22 protein-coding genes, 1 pseudogene and 1 riboswitch are annotated in these 24,871 nt (G+C 73.5%); of the genes and pseudogenes, 7 read left to right on the forward strand and 16 right to left on the reverse strand.

The genetic code is table 11. The features are described 5' to 3' along the window. The first annotated feature begins 2 nt into the window (after positions 1-2). Positions 3-1,280 (forward strand): D-alanyl-D-alanine carboxypeptidase, encoded by a 1,278-nt coding sequence (locus ACF1AG_RS11180; protein ID WP_359602043.1) that lies wholly within the window; start codon positions 3-5, stop codon positions 1,278-1,280. On the opposite strand, the gene ACF1AG_RS11185 is transcribed toward ACF1AG_RS11180, so the two are convergent. From ACF1AG_RS11185 to ACF1AG_RS11200, 4 genes are read right to left on the reverse strand one after another with little or no spacing between them, the layout of a single operon-like run. Beyond that, entirely contained in the window at positions 1,228-2,145 is a 918-nt protein-coding gene (locus ACF1AG_RS11185) for a YihY/virulence factor BrkB family protein (RefSeq protein WP_359602042.1), read from the reverse strand. The two genes, ACF1AG_RS11180 and ACF1AG_RS11185, sit on opposite strands and share 53 nt — an antisense overlap. Further along, the gene (locus ACF1AG_RS11190) at positions 2,133-2,570 is read right to left on the reverse strand and encodes a GtrA family protein (RefSeq protein WP_058916825.1); all 438 of its coding nucleotides are present in this window, start codon (positions 2,568-2,570) and stop codon (positions 2,133-2,135) included. Before ACF1AG_RS11190 ends, ACF1AG_RS11185 begins: the two co-directional genes overlap by 13 nt. Further along, positions 2,567-3,502 carry a decaprenyl-phosphate phosphoribosyltransferase gene (locus tag ACF1AG_RS11195; protein ID WP_387794987.1) on the reverse strand — a complete coding sequence of 312 codons (936 nt, stop codon included), beginning with the start codon at positions 3,500-3,502 and terminating at the stop codon, positions 2,567-2,569. Before ACF1AG_RS11195 ends, ACF1AG_RS11190 begins: the two co-directional genes overlap by 4 nt. Beyond that, positions 3,499-4,032 carry a phosphatase PAP2 family protein gene (locus tag ACF1AG_RS11200; protein WP_359602041.1) on the reverse strand — a complete coding sequence of 178 codons (534 nt, stop codon included), beginning with the start codon at positions 4,030-4,032 and terminating at the stop codon, positions 3,499-3,501. Before ACF1AG_RS11200 ends, ACF1AG_RS11195 begins: the two co-directional genes overlap by 4 nt. Positions 4,033-4,164: 132 nt before the next feature. Between ACF1AG_RS11200 and ACF1AG_RS11205 the strand changes: the two genes are divergently transcribed. After that, positions 4,165-5,514, forward strand: a complete 1,350-nt coding sequence (locus ACF1AG_RS11205) for an FAD-binding protein (RefSeq protein WP_387794988.1) — start codon at positions 4,165-4,167, stop codon at positions 5,512-5,514. Positions 5,515-5,549: 35 nt separating this feature from the next. Then, positions 5,550-6,305 (forward strand): decaprenylphospho-beta-D-erythro-pentofuranosid-2-ulose 2-reductase, encoded by a 756-nt coding sequence (locus ACF1AG_RS11210; protein WP_359602039.1) that lies wholly within the window; start codon positions 5,550-5,552, stop codon positions 6,303-6,305. A 16-nt stretch (positions 6,306-6,321) separates the two neighbouring features. Here the strand turns inward: ACF1AG_RS11210 and ACF1AG_RS11215 are convergent, their stop codons facing one another. After that, positions 6,322-6,900 carry a 2'-5' RNA ligase family protein gene (locus ACF1AG_RS11215; RefSeq protein WP_391809642.1) on the reverse strand — a complete coding sequence of 193 codons (579 nt, stop codon included), beginning with the start codon at positions 6,898-6,900 and terminating at the stop codon, positions 6,322-6,324. A 208-nt stretch (positions 6,901-7,108) separates the two neighbouring features. Then, a complete protein-coding gene (gene trpS / locus ACF1AG_RS11220; RefSeq protein WP_359602037.1) occupies positions 7,109-8,122 on the reverse strand; it encodes a tryptophan--tRNA ligase in 1,014 nt (337 codons plus the stop codon). A 131-nt stretch (positions 8,123-8,253) separates the two neighbouring features. On the opposite strand from trpS, the gene ACF1AG_RS11225 reads away from it, so the two are divergent. The 3 genes from ACF1AG_RS11225 (at position 8,254) to ACF1AG_RS11235 (ending at position 10,518) form a co-directional block, all read left to right on the forward strand. Continuing rightward, complete coding sequence (locus ACF1AG_RS11225) at positions 8,254-8,796, forward strand: RNA polymerase sigma factor (protein WP_359602036.1); 543 nt, start codon at positions 8,254-8,256, stop codon at positions 8,794-8,796. Next, positions 8,793-9,620, forward strand: a complete 828-nt coding sequence (locus tag ACF1AG_RS11230; protein ID WP_387794990.1) for a hypothetical protein — start codon at positions 8,793-8,795, stop codon at positions 9,618-9,620. Before ACF1AG_RS11225 ends, ACF1AG_RS11230 begins: the two co-directional genes overlap by 4 nt. 202 nt (positions 9,621-9,822) lie before the next feature. Beyond that, positions 9,823-10,518 carry a hypothetical protein gene (locus ACF1AG_RS11235; protein ID WP_359605707.1) on the forward strand — a complete coding sequence of 232 codons (696 nt, stop codon included), beginning with the start codon at positions 9,823-9,825 and terminating at the stop codon, positions 10,516-10,518. Between the two features lie 18 nt (positions 10,519-10,536). Here the strand turns inward: ACF1AG_RS11235 and ACF1AG_RS11240 are convergent, their stop codons facing one another. The 4 genes from ACF1AG_RS11240 to ACF1AG_RS11255 all read right to left on the reverse strand — a co-directional run bounded on the left by ACF1AG_RS11240 (position 10,537) and on the right by ACF1AG_RS11255 (position 15,323). Continuing rightward, the gene (locus ACF1AG_RS11240; RefSeq protein WP_359605708.1) at positions 10,537-11,988 is read right to left on the reverse strand and encodes a glycine hydroxymethyltransferase; all 1,452 of its coding nucleotides are present in this window, start codon (positions 11,986-11,988) and stop codon (positions 10,537-10,539) included. 35 nt (positions 11,989-12,023) lie between these two features. Next, positions 12,024-12,110, reverse strand: a riboswitch (ZMP/ZTP riboswitch). Positions 12,111-12,196: 86 nt separating this feature from the next. Continuing rightward, positions 12,197-13,381, reverse strand: a complete 1,185-nt coding sequence (locus ACF1AG_RS11245; RefSeq protein ID WP_359605710.1) for a glutathionylspermidine synthase family protein — start codon at positions 13,379-13,381, stop codon at positions 12,197-12,199. A gap of 6 nt (positions 13,382-13,387) precedes the next feature. Beyond that, entirely contained in the window at positions 13,388-13,729 is a 342-nt protein-coding gene (locus ACF1AG_RS11250; RefSeq protein ID WP_391809643.1) for a hypothetical protein, read from the reverse strand. A gap of 211 nt (positions 13,730-13,940) precedes the next feature. Continuing rightward, on the reverse strand, positions 13,941-15,323 hold the full coding sequence (locus ACF1AG_RS11255; RefSeq protein ID WP_359605714.1) for a PLP-dependent aminotransferase family protein: 1,383 nt from the start codon (positions 15,321-15,323) through the stop codon (positions 13,941-13,943). Between the two features lie 47 nt (positions 15,324-15,370). On the opposite strand from ACF1AG_RS11255, the gene ACF1AG_RS11260 reads away from it, so the two are divergent. Further along, positions 15,371-15,877, forward strand: coding sequence for a carboxymuconolactone decarboxylase family protein (locus tag ACF1AG_RS11260; protein WP_359605716.1), 507 nt, complete (start codon positions 15,371-15,373; stop codon positions 15,875-15,877). Between the two features lie 19 nt (positions 15,878-15,896). Here the strand turns inward: ACF1AG_RS11260 and ACF1AG_RS11265 are convergent, their stop codons facing one another. The 6 genes and pseudogenes from ACF1AG_RS11265 to ACF1AG_RS11290 all read right to left on the reverse strand — a co-directional run bounded on the left by ACF1AG_RS11265 (position 15,897) and on the right by ACF1AG_RS11290 (position 24,869). Continuing rightward, entirely contained in the window at positions 15,897-16,853 is a 957-nt protein-coding gene (locus tag ACF1AG_RS11265; RefSeq protein ID WP_359605717.1) for an ABC transporter substrate-binding protein, read from the reverse strand. 1 nt (position 16,854) lies between these two features. Beyond that, entirely contained in the window at positions 16,855-18,804 is a 1,950-nt protein-coding gene (locus ACF1AG_RS11270) for an ABC transporter permease (RefSeq protein WP_391809644.1), read from the reverse strand. A 335-nt stretch (positions 18,805-19,139) separates the two neighbouring features. Next, a pseudogene (locus ACF1AG_RS11275) lies at positions 19,140-20,252 on the reverse strand (glycine betaine/L-proline ABC transporter ATP-binding protein); the annotation flags it as partial. Further along, on the reverse strand, positions 20,249-21,781 hold the full coding sequence (locus ACF1AG_RS11280) for a GMC oxidoreductase (protein ID WP_359605723.1): 1,533 nt from the start codon (positions 21,779-21,781) through the stop codon (positions 20,249-20,251). The pseudogene ACF1AG_RS11275 and the gene ACF1AG_RS11280, both read right to left, overlap by 4 nt. A gap of 156 nt (positions 21,782-21,937) precedes the next feature. Next, a complete protein-coding gene (locus ACF1AG_RS11285; protein ID WP_359605725.1) occupies positions 21,938-23,458 on the reverse strand; it encodes an aldehyde dehydrogenase family protein in 1,521 nt (506 codons plus the stop codon). A gap of 442 nt (positions 23,459-23,900) precedes the next feature. Further along, entirely contained in the window at positions 23,901-24,869 is a 969-nt protein-coding gene (locus tag ACF1AG_RS11290) for a hypothetical protein (protein ID WP_387794992.1), read from the reverse strand. Positions 24,870-24,871 lie beyond the last annotated feature (2 nt).

Genomic DNA, 24,871 nt, shown 5'->3' on the forward strand with positions numbered 1-24,871 from the left:
CCGTGCCCGCTACCGAGAAGACCGTCCGGCGCTCCGCGCTGGTCGCCTCAGCCGTCCTGCTGTCCACCGCGCTGACCGCACCGGCCGCCCTCGCGGCGCCCAAGCCGACGACGTCCCCGACCGCCGCGCCGCCGGCCCGGATGTCGACCGTGGGCGGCGAGCGGCTGGGCAGGCCGGGGACTCAGGTGAACCTGGCCGCCGGGGTGCCGGTGCTGCCGAAGGAGTTGTCCGCGCGGTCGTGGATCGTCGCGGACGCCGAGAGCGGCGACGTGCTCGCCGCGCACAACGCGCACTGGCGGCTGGCCCCCGCGAGCACGCTGAAGATGCTGTTCGCGGACACGCTGCTGCCGAAGTGGCCGGGGACGACGACGCACCGGGTGGAGCCCTCGGACCTGGCGGGTGTCGGCGCCGGGTCCAGCATGGTGGGCGTCAAGGAGGACGAGACGTACACCGTCCACGACCTGTGGCTCGGTGTGTTCCTCCGCTCCGGCAACGACGCCGTGCACGTGCTGTCCGCGATGAACGGCGGCGTGGAGAAGACCGTCGAGGAGATGAACGAGCACGCCGAGGAGCTCCAGGCCCTCGACACACACGCCGTCAGCCCCGACGGCTACGACGCCCCGGGGCAGGTGTCCTCCGCGTACGACCTGACCCTGATCGCCCGCTCCGGGCTTCAGAAGAAGGACTTCCGGGAGTACTGCTCGACGGTGCGGGCGCAGTTCCCCGGGGAGACGAAGAAGAACAAGAAGGGCAAGCGGGTCCGCGGCTCCTTCGAGATCCAGAACACCAACCGGCTGCTCAGCGGCGACTACGACGTGCCCGTCTACCAGGGCATAGCCGGAGTCAAGAACGGCAACACCACCCACGCCGGGGCGACCTTCACCGGTGTCGCCGAACGCGGCGGCAACGTGCTGCTGGTCACCGTGATGAACCCGCAGAAGAAGGAGTCCAACGAGGTCTACAAGGAGACCGCGCGCCTCTTCGACTGGGGCTTCGCCGCGGCCGGCAAGGTCGAGCCGGTCGGCAAGCTGGTGCCGCCGAAGAGCATCCAGGAGGCGGAAGCCGCGGCCGGTCCGTCCGCGTCGCCCGGCCAGGCGGGCGGCGGCACCGGCGCCGGGTCGAAGCCGGTGGCGAGCGCGCACACGGGCGGCGGCGCCGACGGCATGGGCGTGGCGCTCGGCATCGCCGGCGGGGTGGTGGTGCTGCTGGCGGGCGGCGCGTTCCTGGTCAACCGGCGCTGGCCGCTGCCGGACCTGGTGCGCCGCCGTCCCCGTCCGTGACCTCGCCGGCCTCGTCCTCCTTGCTGGGCGTGGCCGTCCAGGCGGCGCAGAACAGCACGAGTTTCGTGGTGAGGTTGATCCACAGCAGCAGCGCCACGGGGACACCGAACGCGCCGTACATGCTCTTCGCGGCGACGCCCTGGATGTAGCCGCTGAGCAGCAGCTTCAGCAGTTCGAAGCCGACGGCGCCGGTGAGCGCGGCGACGGTCACCCGGCGCCGGGACGGCTGGACGCCGGGCAGCAGGGTGAGGACGTAGACCAGGAGCAGGAAGTCGGTGCCGGCGGCGACGGCGAACGCGGCGGTCTGCAGGACGATCCCGCCCCAGCCGCCCTTCTCCAGTCCCGCGGCGTCGCTGACCCGGCCGACCAGGGCGGTGGCGACGGCGGAGGCGGCCAGCGTGACGAGGACCGCTCCGCCGAGGCCGACGAGGATGCCCGCGTCCTTGCCTTTGCGCAGGAAGGGGTTCTCGTCGTCGTCGGGCAGCTCCCACACCACGCGCAGGCACTCCCGCATGAGGCCGGCCCAGCTGATGCCGGTGAACACCAGGGCGGCGCCGGCGATCAGACCGATGGTGCCCGCGTTGTCCACCAGCTCCCCGACGTCGAGCTGGTCGGAGATGCCGGGCACCTGGTCGGTGATGGTGTTCTGGAGGGCGTCCTGGCGCTCCTTGCCGAGGGTCGCCGCGCCGATCGCGGCGGCCACGGTGAGCAGCGGAAACAGCGCGACGAAACTGCGGAACGTCATCGCCGCGGCGAGCCGTGTCCAGTGCACCCGGTCCAGCCGCTCGAACGACCTCCACGCGTGCGTGAGCGACAGCCGGGTCAACCACGGCCCCACCAGCGGGAGCTTTTTCAGCCAGTCCACGAACCGACTCTGCCCGCGTCACGGAAGACCAATGTCCTGGTGCCCCAGAAACGGACGACGGTGGCCAGTGCCATGCCGACCACCGCGCCGGACACGGTGTCCGCGCGCTGCGAGGTGTAGCCGAGGCCGTAGTGGCTGACGGCGAGGCAGAGGAGCTGCACGGCGGCGCCGGCGAGGTTGACGGCGAAGAACACCGCGTACGGCCGGGCGCCGCGCACGCGCCGGTCGCGGTAGGTGCCGTGGGCGTTGGCCGTGTAGGCGACGGTGCAGCCGGCGACGAAGGACAGCGCCTTCGCGGTGAGCGGCCCGAGTCCGCCGGGGCCGCGCAGGTACGTGAAGAGGGCAAGGTCGACGGCGTAGGCGAGGAGGCCGGCGGTCGCGAAGCCGAGGAGCTCCCGCCGGTGCCTGCGCAGGCGGTCCCTCACCAGTCGGCCACCGCCGCGGCGTACATCGCCGCCCACGCCAGGCCGATGAGGGCGAGGGCACGGTCGCCGAGCACCACGTCCTCCGGTTCGCCCGCGGTGCCCCGGTCGGCGAAGACCGCGTAGCGCAGCACGGCGAGGACGAAGGCGACGACGGACAGCTGGCGCCAGGGCAGGACGCTGGTGTGCGGCACGCCGCCCTCCTCCAGGGCCCACAGGCAGTAGCCGAGGACGGCGACCCCGGCCGCCAGCTGCCACACGAAGCGCAGGTAGCCGGTGGTGTACTCGGTGAGCAGCGCGCGCGTGGCGCCGCCGTTCCCGGCGAGCTGCACGGCCTCGGAGTAGCGCTTCGCGGCGACCATGAACAGCGCGCCGAAGCCGGTGGTGATGAGGAACCAGCGGGACAGAGGGATGCCGAGGGCGAGTCCGCCGGCGACCGCGCGCATCACGAACCCGGCGGTGACGACGGCGAGATCGACGACGAGGACGTGCTTGAGGCTGACGCAGTAGGCCAGTTGCATCACGAGGTAGCCGGCGAGCAGCGCGGCCAGCTCCGGCGGGCACAGCAGCGCGGCGGCGGCCGGGGCGAGCACGCCGAGGGTGATCCCGGCGGCGTAGGCGACCCGCACCGGGACCTGTCCGGCGGCGACCGGGCGGCGGCACTTGACGGGGTGGGCGCGGTCGGCCTCGGCGTCGCGGGCGTCGTTGACCAGGTAGACGGCGGCGGCGCAGGCGGTGAACAGCACGAACACCAGGGCGAGCCGGGTCAGGGCGTTCGCGGTGAAGAGGACACCGGCGGCGGCGGGGGCGGCGGCCACCAGGACGTTCTTGACCCACTGCTTGGGGCGCGCGGTGCGCAGCAGACCGGTGAGGAGCCCGCCCCGGGCGGACCGCGTGGCCTGCCCGCGGTCGGAGCGCTCGCGCAGCAGCGTCACGCCGTGCCTCCCGTCATCCAGCGGGCGCCGAGCCTGGCGGTGAGCGCCCCGAGTGCGGCGCCCGCGGCCACGTCCGACGGGTAGTGGACGCCGGCCACCAGCCGGGACACGCACACCGCGGCGGCCAGTGGAGGCACCGACCGGGCGCCGAGCGCGCCGAAGGCGACGGCGGCGGCCGCGGCGGAGGTGGCGTGGGAACTGGGGAAGGAGTGCCGTCCGACGGTGCCGACCAGCGGTTCGACGTGCGCCGGGCGGGGGCGGCGCACGACCCGCTTCACCACCGAGCTCGCCGCGTGCGCGCCCGCGGTGAGCGCGGTGCCGCGCAGCCAGGCACCGCGCCGGGGACGGTCCACGACGGCGCCCGCGAGGCCCGCCGCGACCCATACGGCGCCGTGCTCGCCCGCCCAGGACAGGGCGCGCGCGGCCCCGGCCACGCGCGGGTCGGAGCCGCACGCCCTGAGCGCGGAGACGATCCGGTGGTCCACCCCGTGGAGACCGCGGGGCCGGAAGAGGTCGTGCTGGTCGTCCATGTGGCTCACTGTTCACCCCCGGCGCACCGGAATTCCACCGCTTCGGGACGACATCCCATTAATCACCCGTTTCGGGGACGGGATTGACGTTTCAAAACCAACGGCACACAGAGGGGCGATACGGTCGCCGTCATGCCTGCCGACACCGTTTCCGTCACGGGGTGGGGCCGCACCGCTCCGTCCGCCGCCCGGCTGGTCCGTCCGCGGACGTTCGAGGAGGCCGCCCTGGCCGTCCGGGGGTGCGGGGCGCGCGGCGGCATCGCGCGCGGGCTCGGCCGGGCGTACGGGGACGCCGCGCAGAACGCGGGCGGCGAGGTCTTCGACATGACCGGCCTGGACCGGATCCACGCGATCGACGCCGACGGCGGCACCGTGCTGTGCGACGCGGGGGTGTCCCTGCACCGGCTGATGGTGGTGCTGCTGCCGCTCGGCTGGTTCGTGCCGGTGACGCCCGGCACCCGGTACGTGACGGTCGGCGGGGCGATCGGCGCCGACATCCACGGCAAGAACCATCACGTCAGCGGGTCCTTCTCGCGCCATGTGCTGTCGTTCGAGCTGCTCACCGCCGACGGGCAGGTGCGCACGGTGGTTCCGGGCACGCCGCTGTTCGAGGCGACCGCGGGCGGCATGGGGCTGACCGGGGTGATCCTCACCGCGACGGTCCGGCTCCAGCCCGTGCGGACGTCCTGGATGTCCGTCGACACCGAACGCGCCTCCGACCTCGACGATCTGATGGCCCGTCTCGCCGACACCGACCACCGCTACCGCTACTCGGTCGCCTGGATCGACCTGCTGGCGCGCGGGAAGGCGACCGGCCGCGCCGTCCTCACCCGCGGCGACCACGCGCCGCTCGAGGCCCTGCCGCGCTCCGCCCGCCGTGAGCCGCTGTCGTTCCGCACCTCGCGTCTGCCCGCCCCGCCCTCCTTCGTTCCGGAGGGGCTGCTCAGCCGGACCACCGTGGGGCTGTTCAACGAACTGTGGTTCCGCAGGGCGCCCCGCGCGCGGACCGGGGAGCTCCAGCGCATCCCCGCGTTCTTCCACCCGCTGGACGGGGTGCCGCACTGGAACCGGATCTACGGGCGGGGCGGCTTCGTGCAGTACCAGTTCGTCGTCGGACACGGCCGGGAGGAGACCCTGCGCCGGATCGTGCGCCGGATCTCCGAGCGCCGCTGCCCGTCCTTCCTCGCCGTCCTCAAACGGTTCGGGGACGCCGACCCGGGCTGGCTGTCGTTCCCGGTGCCCGGCTGGACCCTGGCGCTGGACATCCCCGCGTCGATGCCCGGCCTCGGCGCCTTCCTCGACGAGCTCGACGAGGAGGTCGCGCACGCGGGCGGCCGCGTCTACCTCGCCAAGGACTCCCGGCTGCGCCCCGAGCTGCTCGCGGCCATGTACCCCCGGCTGGACGACTTCCGCGCCCTGCGCGCCGAACTGGACCCGCGCGGGGTGTTCACCTCGGACCTGTCGCGCCGCCTGTGCCTGTGACCCCCTCCCCTCCCCCGGCCCTTTGAGGAGCTGTCGTGAAGGACGCCTTCGGCCTCCCCCAGTCCCTGCTCGTGCTCGGCGGTACGTCCGAGATCGCGCTCGCCGTCGCCCGGCGGCTGATCGCCCGCCGCACCCGCACGGTGTGGCTGGCCGGCCGCCCCTCCCCCGGCCTCGACGAGGCGGCCGGGCAGCTGCGCGCGCTCGGCGCCGAGGTGCACACCGTCGACTTCGACGCTCTCGACCCGGCCGGCCACGAGGACGCGCTCGGCAAGGTGTTCGCCGAGGGCGACGTCGACATGGTGCTGCTCGCCTTCGGCACGCTGGGCGACCAGGCGCGCGACGAACGGGACCCGGGGGCCGCGGTGCGGGTCGCGCAGACCAACTACACCGGCGCGGTCTCCGCGGGCCTGGTCTGCGCGGGCGCACTCCAGGCGCAGGGGCACGGCTCGCTGGTGGTGCTGTCGTCCGTCGCGGGCGAGCGGGCCCGCCGCGCCAACTTCATCTACGGCTCCAGCAAGGCCGGCCTGGACGCGTTCGCACAGGGCCTCGGCGACGCTCTGTACGGCACGGGCGTGCACGTGATGGTGGTGCGCCCGGGGTTCGTGCGCACCCGTATGACGGCGGGCCTGCCGGAGGCGCCGCTGGCCACCACCCCGGAGGCGGTGGCGGCGGCCGTGGAGCTGGGGCTGCGGCGCCGCTCGGAGACGGTGTGGGTGCCGGGCGCGCTGCGCGTGGTGATGTCGGCGCTACGGCATCTGCCGCGGGGCGTGTTCCGCCGGCTGCCGGTGTGAGGGCCGGACGCCCGGGTCAACGCGCGGAGACAGATCCCCGGCCGACGTGTCCGGCCTGCGGGGGTACCACGACGGTCCCGAAGGGGAAGTCGCGCAGCTTGCGCCACACCGCGTCGGCGCCCTGCTCGTAGAGGGCGAAGCCGGTGCAGGGCCACTCCGCCTCGTACCCGGCGAGGTCCTCGAAGGCGCGGTCCATGGCCGCCTCCTCGATGCCGTGCGCCACGGTGACGTGCGGGTGGTACGGGAACTGCAGCTCGCGGGCGACCGGCCCGGCGGGGTCGCGGACCTGCTGCTGGAGGCGCGTGCAGACCTCCGCGCCCTCGACGACCCGGACGTACACCACCGGCGACACCGGCCTGAAGGTGCCCGTGCCCGACAGCCTCATCGGGAACGGCCTGCCCACCGCCGCGACCTCGGCGAGGTGCGCCTCGACGGCCGGGACTGCCGTGTCGGCGACCTCCGTCGGCGGCAGCAGGGTGACGTGCGTGGGGATGCCGTAGGCGGCGGCGTCGCCGAAGCCCGCGCGCAGCTGCTGAAGCCGGCTGCCGTGAGGCTCCGGGACCGCGATCGACACACCGATCGTTACGGTCCCCACGTCGTCTCCTGTCGTTGTGGTGGTGAAGCGCGGTGGTGGAACGGGTGCGCGTCCGGGTGGCCGCCGAGGCGGCCACCCGTTCTCGACTGTACGACCACGACCCGGTCGCGGGCAGGCGCAGTCGGAGTGATGTACAGCGCTGTGCGGTGGTACGAACGGGGCACGTGGGCCCGTTCACCGCGCCGGCGCCGTGGCCGGCGCGGGGCTCTCAGTGCTTGGCGGGCAGGAAGCCGACCCGCTCGTACGCCTGGGCGAGGGTCTCCGCGGCGACGGCGCGGGCCTTCTCGGCGCCCTTGGCGAGGATCGAGTCGAGCGTCTCCGGGTCGTCCAGGTACTGCTGGGTGCGCTCCCGGAACGGGGTCACGAAGTCGACCATGACCTCGGCCAGGTCCGTCTTGAGCGCGCCGTAGCCCTTGCCCGCGTACTTCTGCTCGAGATCCGCGATCTCGGTGCCGGTGAGGACGGAGTAGATCGTGAGCAGGTTGCTGACGCCGGGCTTCTCCGCCACGTCGTAGCGGATCACCGTGTCGGTGTCGGTGACGGCGCTCTTGACCTTCTTGGCGGTGGCCTTCGGCTCGTCGAGCAGGTTGATCAGGCCCTTGGGGGTGGACGCCGACTTGCTCATCTTGACCGCCGGGTCCTGGAGGTCGTAGATCTTCGCCGTCTCCTTGAGGATGTACGGCTTCGGGAGCGTGAAGGTGTCGCCGAACCGGCCGTTGAAGCGCGTGGCTAGGTCGCGGGTCAGCTCGATGTGCTGGCGCTGGTCCTCGCCCACCGGCACCTCGTTCGCCTGGTAGAGCAGGATGTCCGCGACCTGGAGGATCGGGTACGTGAACAGGCCGACGGAGGCGCGGTCGGCGCCCTGCTTCGCGGACTTGTCCTTGAACTGGGTCATGCGGGAGGCCTCGCCGAAGCCGGTGAGGCAGTTCATCACCCAGGCGAGCTGGGCGTGCTCCGGGACATGGCTCTGCACGAACAGCGTGCAGCGGTCCGGGTCGAGGCCGGCGGCCAGCAGCTGGGCCGTGGCGAGCCGGGTGTTGGCCCGCAGCTCCTCGGGGTCCTGCGGAACCGTGATCGCGTGCAGGTCGACGACCATGTAGAAGGCGTCGTGGGTCTCCTGGAGCGCCACCCACTGGCGGACGGCACCGAGGTAGTTGCCGAGGTGGAAGGAGCCTGCTGTGGGCTGGATTCCGGAGAGCACGCGGGGTCGGTCAGTCGCCATGCCTCTCATTCTCTCAGGTTCCGGGAGGCGGTCCGGAACGAGTCCGGAACAGGTGGGAACCGATCAGTTCCGCGCGGTGTAACAAGAGAGTGAGGACGCGGGAGGGGGGCCGCATCGTCGATGAGGCCGCGGTGATCGCACGCGTACGCGCCGGGCAGCCGGAGGCGTACGCGGAGCTGGTGCGCGCCCATACGGGCATCGCGCTCAGGGCGGCCGCCGCGCTCGGCGCGGGCCCGGACGCGGAGGACGTGGTGCAGCAGGCCTTCGTGAAGGCGTACTGCGCGCTGGGGCGCTTCCGGGACGGCGCGGCCTTCCGGCCGTGGCTGTTGTCGATCGTGGCCAATGAGACGAGGAACACAGTGCGCGCGGCGGCACGCAGGACGACCCTGGCCGGCCGGGAAGCGGCCCTCGTCGGGGCGGAGCCGGTGATACCGGAGTCGGCCGACCCCGCCGTCGCCACGCTGGAGACCGAGCGCCGCGCGGCCCTGCTGGCCGCCCTGGACCAGCTGAGCGAGGAGCACCGGCTGGTCGTCACCTACCGCTATCTGCTGGAGATGGACGAGCGGGAGACCGCCGAAACCCTGGGCTGGCCCCGGGGCACCGTGAAGTCCCGTCTGAACCGCGCCCTGCGCCGGCTCCAGCGGCTGCTGCCGGAAGGGGGTGCGCCGGCGTGAGCGGACCGCGGGAGGAGGAGCTGCGGCGCCTGCGCGAGGAGCTGCGCGCCTACGGCCGCTCCCTCGACGCGCCGGACGGGGCGGCGGGTGCGGAGACGATGGCCGAGCGGGTGGTCGCCCGGATACTCGCCGAGCGGGTCCCCGTCCCCGAACCGGCCCCCCGGTCCCGCCTGCGGGCGGTCCGGCACTGGACGCGGGCCCGCATGCGCACCCTGCTGGCCGCCCTGTGCGGTCTGCTGACGGTGCTGGTGCTGACGCCGCCGGTGCGGGCGACGGTGAGCGACTGGTTCGGCTTCCACGGCGTCCAGGTACGGCAGGACCCGTCGGCCGTGCCCACCCCGGGCGGCCGGGTGCCGGACTGCGCCGCTCCGGTGCGGCTGGAGGAGGCGTCGCGGCGGGCCGGCTTCACCCCCGTGGTCCCGGAGGCGCTGGGCCCGCCGGACGCGGTCTCCGTGGGCGCGCTGCCGCACGGCCGGTCCCTGGTCAGCCTGTGCTGGAGGGACGACGACGGCCGGACGATCCGCCTGGACCAGTTCCCGGGCCGCTTGGACCTCTCCTTCACCAAGTCGGTGCGTGAGCAGCCGCAGTGGCTGGACGTAGGCGGCCAGGCGTTGTGGTTCCCCCGCCCGCACGTCCTGACGTTCTGGATGTCCGACGCGGAGGGGCGCCGCTTCACACGGGAGGACCGCACGGCGGGGCCGACACTGCTGTGGAGCCCTGAGGGCGAGGTCACCCTCCGCCTGGAGGGGGTGGGGTCGCGCACCCGGGCCCACGAGATCGCGACGTCCGTCCCCACTTCGGGGCTCGAACGCCGGACGGGCTGACTTCAGCCCGTCCGGCGTTCGATGACGAGGCCCGAAGGGCCGAAAGGGGGTCTGGGGCGCAGCCCCAGGGACGGGAAGGGAAGGGGCGGCGGGGGCGAGAAAACCCGGTGGGAACCCCACCGCACCGGCCGGTGTATCAAAAGTGGCAGGCGGCTCGCAGAGGGAGCCGCACGAGGTTCGACCAGCCCAGTGGGGGACCGACATGCACACCTGGAAGGACTGCGTACGACGACACCTGACGGCGATCACGCTCGCGGTGCTGACCCTGATCCTGTGCGGCAGCACACCCGCCTCCGCAGGAGGCCCCACCAGCGTCCTGATCGTCTCGGCGACCACCGGCAGGACCGCCTCGCTGCACTACGCCGACAAGCGCTACACGGAACTCGAGCGCCTCCTCGGCCCCATGCACCAGGGCACCCGCACCGAGCCGCCCCAGCTCGCGACCGCCTCCGGCCGGCACATCAACGTGACGTGGATGGTCCACGACGTGACCCCGTGGCGGGTGGACCAGATCGCCCTCCCGGACGGCGGCCAGGACGTGTGGATACACACCTCCACCCGCATCACCGACGGCGACGACGGCGTCTGGCACCGCGCCAAGTCCCCGGCGAAGCTCCGCGCGCTGCTCTCGGAGCTCGGCGTGACGGGCGCCGGCGTCTCCGCGCCCGCGGCGCCGCCGGCCCCCCGTGAGGACCTGCACATGGCCCCCACGCCGGCGGCCGCCTCCGCCACGGACGAGGGCGCGGACGCCGCCGCGTGGTGGTGGGCCGTACCGGGCCTGGCGGGGGGAGCCGTCCTGGCCCTGGTACTGCGCCCGTACGCGCTGCGGGGTGCGGCCGCGATACGCGACCGCCGGAACCGGGACGACGGCCCCCGCCAGGAACTCCTCGACGTGTGACGGAGCCGGCAGGCGCCCTCAGCCGAGGTCGACCTCCGGGTACAGCGGGAAGCCGGCGACCAGGTCGGTGGCCCGGCGCGAGATCTCGTCGGCGACCTTCTCGTCGAGCACGTGGGACGCCTTGGACGGCGCACCGGACTTGGTGGTGCCGGGCTCGGTGGTGGTGAGGACGCGGTCGATGAGACCGGCGACCTCGTCCATCTCCGCCGTGCCGAGTCCGCGCGTGGTCAGCGCCGGGGTGCCGATCCGGATGCCGGAGGTGTACCAGGCTCCGTTCGGGTCGGCCGGGATGGCGTTGCGGTTGGTGACGATGCCGGAGTCGAGCAGCGCCGCCTCGGCCTGGCGGCCGGTGAGGCCGTAGGAGGTGGCGACGTCGATCAGGTTGAGGTGGTTGTCGGTGCCGCCGGTGACGAGGGTGGCGCCACGGCGCATCAGCCCCTCGGCGAGCGCGCGGGAATTGTCGACGATCCGCTGCGCGTAGTCCTGGAACGAGGGCTGCCGCGCCTCGGCGAGGGCGACCGCCTTCGCGGCCATGACGTGCGGCAGCGGGCCGCCGAGGACCATCGGGCAGCCGCGGTCGACCTGGTCCTTGAGGGAGTCGTCGCACAGCACCATGCCGCCGCGCGGGCCGCGCAGCGACTTGTGGGTGGTGGTGGTGACGATCTGGGCGTGCGGCACGGGGTCGAAGTCTCCGGTGAGGACCTTGCCGGCGACGAGACCCGCGAAGTGCGCCATGTCGACCATGAGCGTGGCGCCGACCTCGTCGGCGATCTCCCGCATGATCCGGAAGTTCACGAGACGGGGGTACGCGGAGTAGCCGGCGACGATGATCAGCGGCTTGAACTCGCGGGCGGTGACGCGCAGCGCCTCGTAGTCGATCAGGCCGGTGGCCGGGTCGGTGCCGTAGGAGCGCTGGTCGAACATCTTGCCGGAGATGTTGGGCCGGAAGCCGTGGGTGAGGTGGCCGCCGGCGTCCAGGGACATGCCCAGCATGCGCTGGTTGCCGAAGGCCTGGCGCAGTTCGGCCCAGTCGGCGTCGGAGAGCTCGTTGATCTGGCGGACGCCGGTCTTCTCCAGGAACGGCGCCTCGACGCGGTCGGCGAGGACCGCCCAGAAGGCGACCAGGTTGGCGTCGATGCCGGAGTGCGGCTGGACGTAGGCGTGGCGGGCGCCGAACAGCTCCTTGGCGTGCTCGGCGGCGAGCGACTCGACCGTGTCGACGTTGCGGCAGCCGGCGTAGAAGCGGCGGCCGACGGTTCCCTCGGCGTACTTGTCGCTGAACCAGTTGCCCATCGCCAGCAGGGTGGCCGGGGAGGCGTAGTTCTCGGAGGCGATCAGCTTGAGCATCTCGCGCTGGTCGGCGACCTCCTGCCCGATCGCGTCGGCGACGCGCGGCTCGACGGCGCGGATCACGTCGAGGGCGGAGCGGAAGGCGGTGGACTCGGGGGTGAGCGAAGGCTCGGCAGACATGGGGACCTCCGGACGTAGCGTTCAGCGTTCACGGTACGGATGGCCCAGGCGCACGGCACGTTTCTCGCGGGCCGCTCCCCGATGGTTGGTCCCATCCCAGCGCGCCAGTCACGGCCCGCGCGCCAGGTTACCGGGTGGGCGGGAGCGGCGCGGCGGGTGTCCGCGATGCGGGAGTGACCGTCACCCCTGCCGTCGGCGGGGCGACCGGTCAGAGGATGACGTGGGGCAGGAAGCGGGCGTACCCGTCGGTGACCAGGCCGGAGGACTCGCGGATGCCGAGACCGGCGGCCTCGTTCTCCACGACCCAGGTGCCGAGGACGACGCGGTTGCCGTCGAAGTCGGGCAGCGGGGCGAGCTGCTGGTAGCAACAGGGCTCGTCGCGGAGGTCCGGCGCGGTGCCGGGTTCGTGGACGGTGACGCCGGCGCCCTCGCGGCCCAGCAGCGGCTTGGCGACCCAGCCGGTGGTGTCCGCGAGTTCGCGGGGGCCGTCGAGGTAGGCGGGGAGGAGGCTGGGGTGGCCGGGGTGGAGTTCCCAGAGGATCGCCAGCAGGGCCTTGTTGCTGAGCAGCATCTTCCAGGCGGGTTCGATCCACAGGGTGGAGCCGGTGCCGCCGCCGTTGTCGAGGGTGTCGAGCACATGGTCGGCGAAGCGGTCGGTGGTGAGCCACTCCCAGGGGTACAGCTTGAAGATGCTGCGGATGAATCGCAGGCGGTTGTCGACGAAGCGGCCGGAGAGGCGGTCCCAGCCGATCTCCTCCACGGACAGCCAGTCGGTCTCCAGGCCCGCCTGTTCGGCGGTCTCCTTGAGGTAGGCGACGGTCATCAGATCCTCGCCGCACTCGTCGCCCGCGGTGTGCGCGAAGTACAGCGGGCTGCCCGGCGGGAGCAGCGCGGACTGCCTCTTCCATGCGTCGACGAGCCGTTCGTGCAGGGAGTTCCACTGGTCGGCGCCGGGGAAGCGCTCCTCCATCCAGAACCACTGCGGGGAGGCCGCCTCCACCAGGGAGGTCGGGGTGTCCGCGTTGTACTCGAGGAGCTTCGCCGGGCCGGCGCCGTCGTACCGGAGGTCGAAGCGGCCGTACAGGGAGGGCAGTTCGTCCCTGCGGTGCCAGGACTCGGTGACGGCCTCCACGACCCGGGGGTCGGTGATGCCGAGGTCGGCGAAGCGGCCCTCGGCGACGATGTGCCCGGCCGCGGCCAGGCTCATCGCGTGCAGCTCCTCGACCGTCTCCTCGAGCGCCTCGACCTCGTCCAGGCCGAAGACGTAGTAGGCGCTCTCGTCCCAGTAGGGGCGCAGGGAGTCGTCGGGGTAACGGGTCAGCGGGTAGACGAGCCCCTGCTCCTCGACGGTCTGCTGCCAGCCGGGGCGGGGCTCGGTGGTGCGCCGTTCCACGACGGCTCAGCCCCCGCCGCTGCCGGAGCAGCCGAAACCGCCCCGGGCGACGGCCTCGCTGCGGCTGAAGGTGCCGCGCTCGGCGTAGCCGTTGCGGACGTCGGAGTCGTAGTACCAGTCGGCGTCGGTGGAGCGGGACCCGCTCCTGCTCTTGCCGAGGGAGCCGGAGGAGCCGCCGGAGCAGTTCTTGTCGGAGACGACCTTGTACCCGTCGCCGAGCGTGTAGCTGTTGCGGTCCACGCACCGCCGGTCCGGGTCGGACCCGCAGGCCGACAGTGCCGCCGCGAGCACACCCATGCCGCCCAGCACCACCGTGCTGGACCGCAGTCGTCGCCGTGTCTGCGCCATGCCTTTCGCTCCCCCTCGTGTCGCGCCGGACCGTTCCCGTGTCGCCCGGCTCGCGGCGGACAGCCTAGAGACCGTCCGGCCGGGACGCACGGGACCCCCCCGGGCCCGCGCCCGGCAGGGTTGACGGTTTGTCACCGTGCGGCGGGATATGGCCGGTCGGCGCTCACGGAAGATCCACAGGTGCCGGCCGTGGGAGGCGGCTCGGGGGCGGTCATGGCAGGGAGCGGAGCAGCGCGTCCAGCGTGCCGGCCCAGGCGTGGTCGGGCGGGGTGGCGTAGCCGACCACGAGGGCGTCGCCGACGGGCTCGGTGACGCCGGGGTGGCGGAAGGAGTCCAGGCCTTTCACGGCGAGGCCCTGCCAGGTGGCCGACCGCTGGACCGACTGTTCGGTGCCGGGCGGCAGTTCGAGCACGGCGTGCAGTCCGGCCGCGATGCCGGTGACGCGGACGTGGGGCGCCCCGGTGGCGAGGGCCTGCACGAGGGCGTCGCGGCGGCGCCGGTAGCGCAGGCGGGCGGCGCGGACCTGTCGGTCGTAGGCGCCGGAGGTCAGGAACTCGGCCAGGGCGAGCTGTTCCACGACGCTCACCGTACGGCCGCCGCCGTGGTCGGCCACGTCCTGCAGCAGCCAGGGCGGCACCACCATCCAGCCGAGCCGCAGGCCGGGGGCGAGGGACTTGCTGGCGGTGCCGAGGTGCACCACCCGGCCGGGGTCGAGGTCCTGAAGGGCGCCGACGGGCTGGCGGTCGTAGCGGAACTCGCCGTCGTAGTCGTCCTCCAGGATCAGGCCGCCGGTGCGGCGCGCCCACTCGACCACGGCGGCCCGGCGCTCCGGGAGGAGCGCCCCGCCGAGCGGGAACTGGTGGGCCGGGCTGAGCAGCACCGCGCCGGCGTCGCCCGGGTCCTGGGCGCGGGTGCCGAGGGTGTCACGGGCGAGCGGCGCGGTCCGCAGGCCGGCGCGGTGGACGAGGTCCCAGTGGACGTCGAGGCCGTACGGCTCGACGGCGAGCGTGCGGGCGCCACGGGCGCGCAGCACCCGGGACAGCAGCTCCAGCCCGTGGGCGAAGCCGGAGCAGACGACGACGTGCCCGGGGTCGGCGCGCACGCCCCGCACCCGGGAGAGGTAGCCGGCGAGGGCCTCGCGGAGTTCCGGGCGGCCGCGCGGGTCGCCGTAGCCGAAGGCGTCGTGGGGCGCGGCGGCCAGGGCGCGGCGGGTGGCCCTGAGCCACTCGGTGCGGGGGAAGGACGCGAGGTCGGGGGTGCCGGGCATCAGGCTGTACGGCAGCCGGCCGGGGGTGCGGCGGGGCGTGGGGGCGGCCGGGCGTTCGGGGACGGCGCGCGGGGCGACGCGGGTGCCGGAGCCCTGGCGGGCGGTGAGCCAGCCCTCGGCGACCAGGTCGGCGTAGGCGTCGGCGACGGTGTTGCGGGCGATGCCCAGGTCGACGGCGAGGGAGCGGGAGGAGGGCAGCCGGGTGCCGGGGGCGAGCCGGCCCTTGCGGACGGCCTCCCGCAGCGCGTCCGTGAGGCCGCGCCGCACCCCGGGGCCGCTCGGGTCCAGGTGGAGGTCGATGCCGAAAGTGGCCCAGCGTTCTGCCATGGAACTGGACCATACTCCTGGGCTGCCCGGTTCCTAGGCTCGACGGCATGACGAACACCGACACGACAGGGACGGCCCCCTACGCGGCGGAGGAGCCCTCCCGCATGGAGTGGGCGAAGCACGCCCCCGAGGTCTACAAGGCGATGGTCCGGCTGGACGTCGCGGCCCGGCAGGGTCTCGACCCGAAGCTGGCCGAGCTGGTCAAGATCCGCGCCTCGCAGCTCAACCACTGCGCGTTCTGCCTGGACATGCACAGCAAGGACGCCCTCGCGGCGGGCGAGAGCGTCGAGCGGATCATCCAGCTGGCCGCGTGGGAGGAGTCACGCCACTTCTACACGGAGAAGGAGATCGCCGCGATCGAGCTGACCGAGGCGGTCACCGTGCTGACCGACGGTTTCGTGCCGGACGACGTGTACGAACGGGCCGCGAAGCAGTTCGACGAGGCGGAGCTGTCCCAGCTGATCGCCGCCATCGCGGTGATCAACGCCTGGAACCGGTTCGGCGTGACCTGCCGGATGACGCCCGGCCACTACCAGCCGGGACAGCGCCACTAGAGGTGCGACCGGAGGCCGCTCAGGGCAGCCACCTCTCCCAGACGGAGCGGTGGCTGTCCACCCACTTCTCCGCCGCCTCGCGCGGCGACAGCTTCTGCTCGGCGATCATCAGGGAGACCTCGTTCTGGTCCTCGGTCGTCCACTCGAAGTTCCTCAGCAGTTCGGCCGCCTTGCCGCCGCTGCGCGCGAAGTCCGCGTTGAGGTACTTCTGCAGCGGGGTGTGCGGGTAGGCGCAGGCGACCTTCTCCGGGTCCGCGTCGCAGCCCTCCTCGTACGGGGGCAGCTTCACCTCCGTCATCGGCACCTGCTCGGACAGCCACTGGGGCGTGTACCAGTAGGTGAGGAACGGCTTCTTCTCCTTGGCGAACTGCTGGATCTGGGTGATCTGCGCGGCCTCGGAGCCGGCGAACACCACCCGGTAGTCCAGCTTCAGGTTCTTCACCAGCGCCTTGTCGTTGGTGACGTAGGAGGGGGAGCCGTCGAGGAGCTGGCCCTTGCCGCCGCTCTCCGGGGTGCGGAACTGGTCGGCGTACTTGTCGAGGTTCTTCCAGTCGGTGACGTCCGGGTGCCGCTTCGCGAAGTACGTCGGCACGAACCAGCCGATGTGCCCGGTGACGCCCAGGTCGCCGCCGTTCACGATGGTCTTCTTGTCCTCGACGTACCGCTGCTCCTGGTCGGGGTGGCCCCAGTCCTCCAGGATCGCGTCCACGCGGCCCTGGCTGAGGGCATCCCAGGCGGGCACCTCGTCGACCTGGACGGTGTCGACGCGGTAGCCGAGCTCGTGCTCCAGCAGGTACTGGGCGACGGCCACGTTGGCCTGGGCCCCGACCCAGGACTGCACCGACAGGGTGACCGTCCTCGCCCCGCGCGCGTTGGCGAACGGCGAGGCCTGCTTGGTCATGTCGGCGGCCCCGCAGCCGGTCAGCAGCAGGAGCGCGCAGCCCGCCGCCACGGCGGGCATCGTACGGATCCGCATGTCACGCTCCCTTCGTCGCGCGGCGTCCGGTGGGCTGGGTGACCCGGTCGAGCATCAGGCCCAGGCAGACGATCGCGGCGCCGGCCACCAGACCGGTCGCCAGGTCGCCCTGCGCGAGGCCGAAGACGACGTCGTAGCCGAGTGCGCCGCCGCCGACGAGGCCGCCGATGATGACCACGGCCAGGACCAGGACGACGCCCTGGTTGAGGGCGAGCAGCAGCGCCGGGCGGGCCAGCGGGAGCTGCACCTGCCGCAGCTGCTGGGCGCCGGTCGCGCCGAGCGAGCGCGCCGACTCCAGGGCGGCCGGGTCGACCTGCCGCAGTCCCTGCGTGGTGATGCGGACGACGGCGGGCAGCGCATAGACGACCGCGGCGGCGACCGCGGGGGCGCGGCCCACGCCGAACAGGGCGACCACCGGGATCAGGTACACGAACTGCGGCATGGTCTGGAACACGTCCAGCACCGGGCGCAGCAGCCGCTCGACGCGGTCGCTGCGCGCGGCGGCGACACCCGCGGCGAATCCGATGACGAGGGTCACCGCGACGGCGGCGAGCACCTGCGACAGCGTGTCCAGCGACGGCCCCCACACGCCGAGCACGCCGATGGCGGCCATCGCGAGCACGGCGGAGAGCGCGGTGCGCCAGGTGCCGATCAGCCAGGCCAGGGCGGCGACGATCAGCAGCACGCTCCACCAGGGCAGCCACTGGAGCCCGTCACGGAGCGGGTCGAGCACCCAGGTGGTGAAGCGGCCCGCCCAGTCGGCGGTGCCTCCGACCACGGGGACGCCCGAGTACAGGTGCGCGGTCATCCAGCCGACGGCCCGGTTGACCGGCTCCGTGATGCCGACGACCCAGCTCTCCGGCCACTCCAGCCGGCCCGCGAGACGTCCGGCGACGGCGACGACGGCCGCGGCGGCCAGGGCGCACGCGCCGAGCAGGCGGGCGTCCGGGGCGGGCGCGTCACCGAGCCGGGCGCCGGCCGCGCCGGTCACCCGGTCCAGGACGACCGCCAGCAGCACGATCGGGATGCCCGCGGCCAGCGCGGCGCCCACGTCGACCGAGGCGAGCGCCTGGTAGACGCGGTCGCCGAGGCCGCCCGCGCCGATCACGGAGGCGATGACGGCCATGGAGAGGGCCATCATGATCGTCTGGTTGAGGCCGAGCAGCAGTTCCTTGCGGGCCAGCGGGATGCGGGCGGTCAGCAGACGCTGGCGCGCGGTCGTCCCGAGCGACTCGACGGCCTCCAGCACCTCCTTGTCCGCGCCGCGCAGCCCGAGCGCGGTGAGCCGGGCCATCGGCGGGGCGGCGTAGACGACCGTGGCGAGCACGGCCGCGGGGACGCCGATGCCGAAGACCAGCACGACCGGCAGCAGGTAGGCGAAGGCCGGCAGGACCTGCATGGTGTCGAGGACAGGGCGCAGCGCCCGGTGCATACGGTCGGACAGTCCGGCCGCGAGCCCGAGCAGCGCGCCCGCCACGACGGACGCGGCAACCGCGACCACCATAAGCGCGAGCGTCTGCATGGTGGGCACCCACATACCCAGCAGCCCGCACGCGAGGAACGCGGCGGCGGTCCCGAGCGCGAGCCGGATCCCCGCGACACGCCAGGCGGTCAGCGCGGCCACGGCCGTCACTCCCGCCCAGCCGACGGCGAGGAGGGCGAGGTAGACGGCGCGTACGGCGATGACGACGGCGTTGCTGACGTGGCCGAGGAAATAGAGGAAGAGGGGGTGGGAGTCGCGGTTGTCGACGATCCAGTCACTGACGGTGCCGAGCGGCGCGGACACGTCGACGGTCAACGCCCCGGGCCACGCCCCGCTCCCCCACCGGCTCGCCGCGAACGGCACGACGAGGGCGGCGAGCACGAGGAGGACGCCGAGCTTGCGGACATGGGGGTTGCCGAGGACGCCGGGCGCCGCGGCCCCCCGCGCGGTGGCGGTGACCGCGGCCATCAGACGGCCCCCTCCCCGGCGGCGGAAGCCGCCCCCTCGTCGGCGCCCCGCGCGGGCACGGCGGGCCGCCCGGCGGGCCTGCCCGCGCTCCGGCCGGCGGGGCCGGTCGGGGCGTCGTCGGCGGAGGTGTCCGGGCCCGGCCCGGCGAGCGCGTCCCCGCCTGCGGCCGGGCTCCCGTCGGGTACGACCGCCCCCCGTGCCGCGGAGCCCTCAGCGCCTCCGTCAGCGGCAGCCGGCCCGCCCGACGCACCGTCGGCGGGGCCGGTCGGGGGCGGCGCATCGTCGGCGGGGCCGGTCGGGGGCGGCGCGGCGTCGGCGGGGCCGGTCGGGGGCGGCGCGGCGGACGTGGCCGCGGGCGCGGTGGAGGGGTGGCCGGCCACCACGTTCAGCAGGGCTTCCGCGTCCACCACGCCCACGCACTCGTCGCCGTCCAGGACGCGGGCGGGGGCGCCCTCGCGGGACACCGTGGTGATGGCCTCCGACACCGTGGTGTCGGGGGTGACCGTCGGGCCCGTGGCCGTCCGTTCCGCCGGTGAGGCGGGGCGCATGGCCGTCCGGACGGTGAGGACCTGCTCGCGCGGTACGTCCTGGACGAACGCGCGCACGTAGTCGTCGGCGGGCGCGCCCACGATCTCCTCGGGCGTGCCGAGCTGCACCACACGGCCGTCCCGCATCAGCGCGATGCGGTCGCCCAGCTTCAGCGCCTCCTGGAGGTCGTGCGTGATGAAGACCATCGTGCGGCCCTCCTCACGGTGCAGCCGCACCACCTCGTCCTGCATGTCCCGCCGGATCAGCGGGTCGAGCGCGCTGAACGGCTCGTCGAACAGCAGCACCTCGGGGTCGACGGCGAGGGCGCGGGCCAGCCCGACCCGCTGCCGCTGACCGCCGGAGAGCTGGGCGGGCCGGCGCTGTTCCATGCCCGCGAGACCCACCTTGGCGACGACCTCGGCGGCCTTCTCCCGCCGCGCGGCGCGGCCCATGCCCTGGATCTCCAGGCCGTAGGCGACGTTGTCGAGGACGGTGCGGTGCGGCAGCAGACCGAAGTGCTGGAAGACCATGGCGGCGCGATGGCGCCGCAGTTCCCGCAGCCGCGTCCCGTCCATCGCGCGGACGTCCTCGCCGTCGATGGCGATACGGCCCGCGGTCGGCTCGATCAGCCGGGTCAGGCAGCGCACCAGCGTGGACTTGCCGGAGCCGGACAGGCCCATGACGACGAAGACCTCGCCCTTGCGGACGTCGAAGGAGACGTCCCGCACGGCGGCCGTGCAGCCGGTACGGGCACGCAGCCCGGCCGCGTCGAGGGAGGCGAGGGCGGGGTCGGCGGGCACCCTGTCGGCGCGGGGCCCGAAGACCTTCCACAATCCCTCGACGGAGAAGACGGGCGGAGCCTCCACGTCGGACGCGGGGGCGGAGCCGGCGGCGGCTACGGCCGCTGTCGCCGCGCTCATCGGGCATCACCGCCGAGGAGATCGACGGCCCGCTCGCCGACCATCAGCACGCCGATCATGGGGTTGACGGCGGTCATGGTCGGGAACACGGAGGCGTCGGCGACGCGGATGCCCTGGAGGCCCCGGATCCGCAGCTCGGGGTCGACGACCGCGGTCTCGTCGTCGGCGGCGCCCATCTTGCAGGTGCCGGCCGGGTGGTACACGGTGTGCGCGACCTTGCGGGCGTACTCGCTCAGCTCCTCGTCGGCGGTGACGTCAGGCCCGGGGGCCACCTCCCGCTTGAGCCAGTGCGCGAGCGGCTCCGTCCTCGCGATCTCGCGGGCGATGCGGATGCCGTCGACGAGCGTGCGGCCGTCGTAGTCGTCCTCGTCGGTGAAGTACCGGAAGTCCAGCGCCGGCTTCACCCCGGGGTCGGCGCTGGTCAGGTACAGCCGGCCGCGGCTCTTCGGCTTCGGGATGTTCGGCGTCATGGAGACCCCGAACTCCGGCCGCTCGTAGCCCAGTCGCTCCGGGTTGTCCGTGAACGGGATCTGGTAGAAGTGGAACATCAGGTCGGGACCCGCATGTCCGGGGTCACGGCGCACGAACAGACCGGCGTCGGAGTCCATCGCCGAGTTCTCCGGGATGGGCCCGTTCGTCTCCCACACGATCACCGACTCGGGGTGGTCGAGCAGGTTCTCGCCGACGCCCGGCAGATGGTGCGCGACGGGGATGCCGAGCGCCTCCAGGTCCTCGCGCGGCCCGATGCCGGAGTGCAGCAGCAGCCGCGGCGAGTCGACGGCGCCGGCGCACAGCACCACCTCGTTGCGCGCGCGGATCAGCACCTCCTCGCCGTCCTTGGTGCGCACGCGGACGCCCTCGGCGCGGGTGCCGTTCAGCTCCAGTTTGTACGCCCAGGTCTCCAGCCAGAGCGTCAGGTTGGTCCGCTCGTTTATCACCGGGTGCAGGTAGGCCACCGAGGCGGAGGACCGCTTGTTGTTCTCGGGGTGGTAGGCGAGGTCGAAGAAGCCGACACCCTCGGCGAACGGCTTCTTGTTGAAGCCCTCGATGCGGGGCACCTCGAGCGCGGTCTGCGCGGCGTCGACGAAGTCGCGGGCGATGGCGTTCCGGTCCTTCTCGTCGACCGGCACGATGTTGTTCTTCAGCCGGGCGTAGTACGCCTCCATCTGCACGGCGCCCCAGCCCTTGGCACCGGCCTGCTCCCACTCGTCCCAGTCGGACGGCAGCGGCTTGAACGCGATGAGGGTGTTGTGCGAGGAGCAGCCGCCGAGGACGCGGGCGCGGCTGTGCCGGATGTGCGAGTTGCCGCGTGGCTGCTCGGTGGTGGGGTAGTCGTAGTCGAGCTCACCACCGAGCAGGCCCATCCAGCGGCGCAGCGTCAGCACGTCGTCCCGGCCGACGTCGCTGGGGCCGCCCTCGATGACGGCGACGGTGACGTCCGGGTTCTCGGTGAGTCGGGAGGCGATGACGGAACCTGCGGTCCCGCCGCCTATGACGACGTAGTCGTAGACAGGGGTGTCCTCGGTCATGGGGTACTCCAAAGGCTCGGACTGAAGGGCGCCCCGGGAAGGGCGACCCAAAGGGGGCGCGGAGCTGTGTCGACATGCGGCTCCGCCGCGTGGGCACGACCAGCCACGACGGCGCCGCAGCCGCCACGCGACACGCGGCACCGCCCCGTCACGGCATCAGCCGCGGAACCACCGGACCGGCGCCGGCGCCAGGTTCTGGTACACGTGCTTCGTCTCGCGGTACTCCGCGAGCCCCGCCGGCCCGAGTTCGCGCCCGGTGCCGCTCTTGCCGAAGCCGCCCCACTCGGCCTGCGGGAGGTAGGGGTGGAAGTCGTTGATCCACACGGTGCCGTGACGCAGCCGTCCGGCCACCCGGCGGGCGCGGCCCGGGTCGGCCGTCCACACACCGCCGGCCAGGCCGTACTCGGTGTCGTTGGCGAGGGCGACGGCCTCGTCCTCGGTGCGGAACGTCTCGACGGTGAGGACCGGTCCGAAGACCTCCTCCCGCACGACGCGCATCTCACGGTGGCAGCGGTCGAGGACGGTCGGCTCGTAGAAGTAGCCGGACGCGGGGCGTTCGGGCGCCGCCTCGGGCCGCTTGCCGCCGCAGCGCAGCACCGCGCCCTCCTTGAGGGCGGACTCGACGTACGACTCGACCTTCTCGCGCTGCTGCGCGGAGACGAGCGGGCCGCATTCGACGCCGTCCTCGGTGCCCCGGCCGAGCCGGATCTTTTCGGCGCGGCGGGCGAGTTCGCCGACGAAACGATCCCGCACGGACTCCTCGACGATGAGGCGCGCACCGGCCGAGCAGACCTGACCGCTGTGGATGAACGCCGCGTTGAGGGCCTGGTCGACGGCGGTGTCGAAGCCCTCCTCGGTGGCGCAGGCGTCGGCGAACACGACGTTGGGGTTCTTGCCGCCGAGCTCGAGGGCGACCTTCTTCACGGTCGGCGCGGCCGCCTGGGCGACCTTGGTGCCGCTGACCAGGCCGCCGGTGAAGGAGACCAGGTCGACGTCGGGGTGCTCGGCCATCCGCGCGCCGACGGTGTGACCGGGACCGGTGACGATGTTGGCGACGCCGGCGGGCAGACCCGCCTCGGTGAGCAGGCCGATCAGGGCGACGGTCGTCATCGGGGTGATCTCGCTGGGCTTCACCACGAAGGTGTTGCCCGCGGCCAGCGCCGGGGCGATCTTCCAACTGGCCTGGAGCAACGGGTAGTTCCAGGGGGTGATCAGGGCGCAGACGCCGACCGGCTCGTGCACGACCACGCTGTGGACGTCCGGCGAACCCGCGTCCACGACCCGGCCCGGCGCCTCGGCGGCGACCAGGTCGGCGAAGTAGCGGAAGGCGTCGGCCACGCAGTCGATGTCGACGCGGCCCTCCTCGACGGTCTTGCCCGCGTCCTGGGCCTCCAGCAGGCCCAGTTCCTCGCGGTCCCTGACCAGGAGGTCGGCGACACGACGCAGCAGCGCGGCCCGCTCGGTGACGGGGGTGCGCGGCCAGGGCCCCTCGTCGAAGGCGCGGCGCGCCGCCGCCACGGCGAGGTCGGTGTCCTTCTCGTCGCCCTCCGCGACCACCGCGAACGGCCGGGCGTCCGCCGGGTCGAGGATCTCCCGGGTGGCCCCGGAGACCGCGGCCCGCCACTCGCCCTCCGCGTAGATGGTGTCGCGCGCCCGCAATGCTGTGCTGTCCGCCATGGTGGGTACTGCCTTCCGTTCTCTTCCGCGCCCGTGAGTCACATGCCTGTTACCCCCGAGACCGGGTGCGCCTGCCCTGCCGGGCGGAAGTCATGCGGAATCGAGGCGGGGGAGTGCGCTTCGTCACGCAGTCACCTGCGGCACGGAGGGCGTGGCGGCGCCCTTTCGACGCCGGGTGCACGTCATCCGTGGCCGATCGCGCAGTTCCCCGCGCCCCTGAGGGCGCCACGGCGGGCGGCACGCCGTCCCGCCCACCGCGGGCAGCCCTTTCCACGCCAGGTGCACGTCATCCGTGGCCGATCGCGCAGTTCTCCGCGCCCTTGAGGGCGCCGCAGTTGCGGGCATTCGTGCCGCTGGGGCGGCACGGGTGGGCGCGGGCGGCACCTCGTCGGCGCCGAGTTGCGCCAACACCCCCGCCCACACCGACCGACGGGACGTCAGGTCAGCCGCACGTCGCCGACGGAGGACAGAAGTGCTCCACCGCCAGGAGCGCCAGCTCCAACTCCGGGTCCACCCCATCCGTCGGCGCCCCGTACGCCGCCACCGCGTAGACCTTTCCGTCCTGCGGGGACCGGAAGCGGACGTCCTGGACGTGCCAGCTGCCGACCTCGGGCTCGCCCCGCAGCGAATCGGCGAGGTACTCGAGACGCAGCCCTTCGCCGCCCGCGTCCAGCCGCACCATCTCGACCCGCTGGAAGCCGTCCGGCTTCGGTGTGTCCTCCGACAGGTACAGCTCGAAGGACTCCTCCGGCGAGGACTCCGCGATCTCGTACACCTGAAGCCGCCGGTACCCGTCCGGACTCCGGTAGTTCACGACGTCGAAGCCGTGCTGCGAGGACGCCGTCTCCCGTTCCCACCCCGTGGGCCGGGCGATGGTGAACCCCTCGGCGTCCTGGTGCAGTTCGAACCCCTCGGGCAGCGGCGACGCCTCGCCCCCGGGCGATTCCGAGGACCCCGAGGGCTCAGAGGACTCGGACGACCGGAAGGACTCCGTGGGCACCGTCCCCGGCTCTCCCGCCGGCGACGGCGACATCTGCGCGGTGCTCGCACCCGTGCCCCCCGCACGGTCGTCCGCGCCACCGCCCCCGCTGTCGTCCCCCACGACCAGGCTCAGCACCAGCGCCACCGCGACCCCCACCGCCGCGGCCCCGCCCAGCACACCCCACACCATCCGCCGCTGCCCGGCGCCGGGCGGCCCCGACGTCGGCGGCCCCGACGTCGGCGGCCCCGGGACGGACCACCCCGCGCCCCCCGGGGCGTCGGGATCGGTCACCCCGTGCGGGGCAGCCGAGGGCACGACCGGCTGGAAGGACGGTGGAGGAGGCGGCGGCGGAGTCACCGGCGCCGCCGCGCCGCTGCCGTCCTCCCAACACTGGGCGTCCTCGTTCCAGTACCGCTGTCCCCCGGTCATGG

Origin of the sequence: Streptomyces sp. NPDC014764, assembly GCF_043082785.1 — a bacterium.
GTDB classification, from domain to species: domain Bacteria; phylum Actinomycetota; class Actinomycetes; order Streptomycetales; family Streptomycetaceae; genus Streptomyces; species Streptomyces althioticus.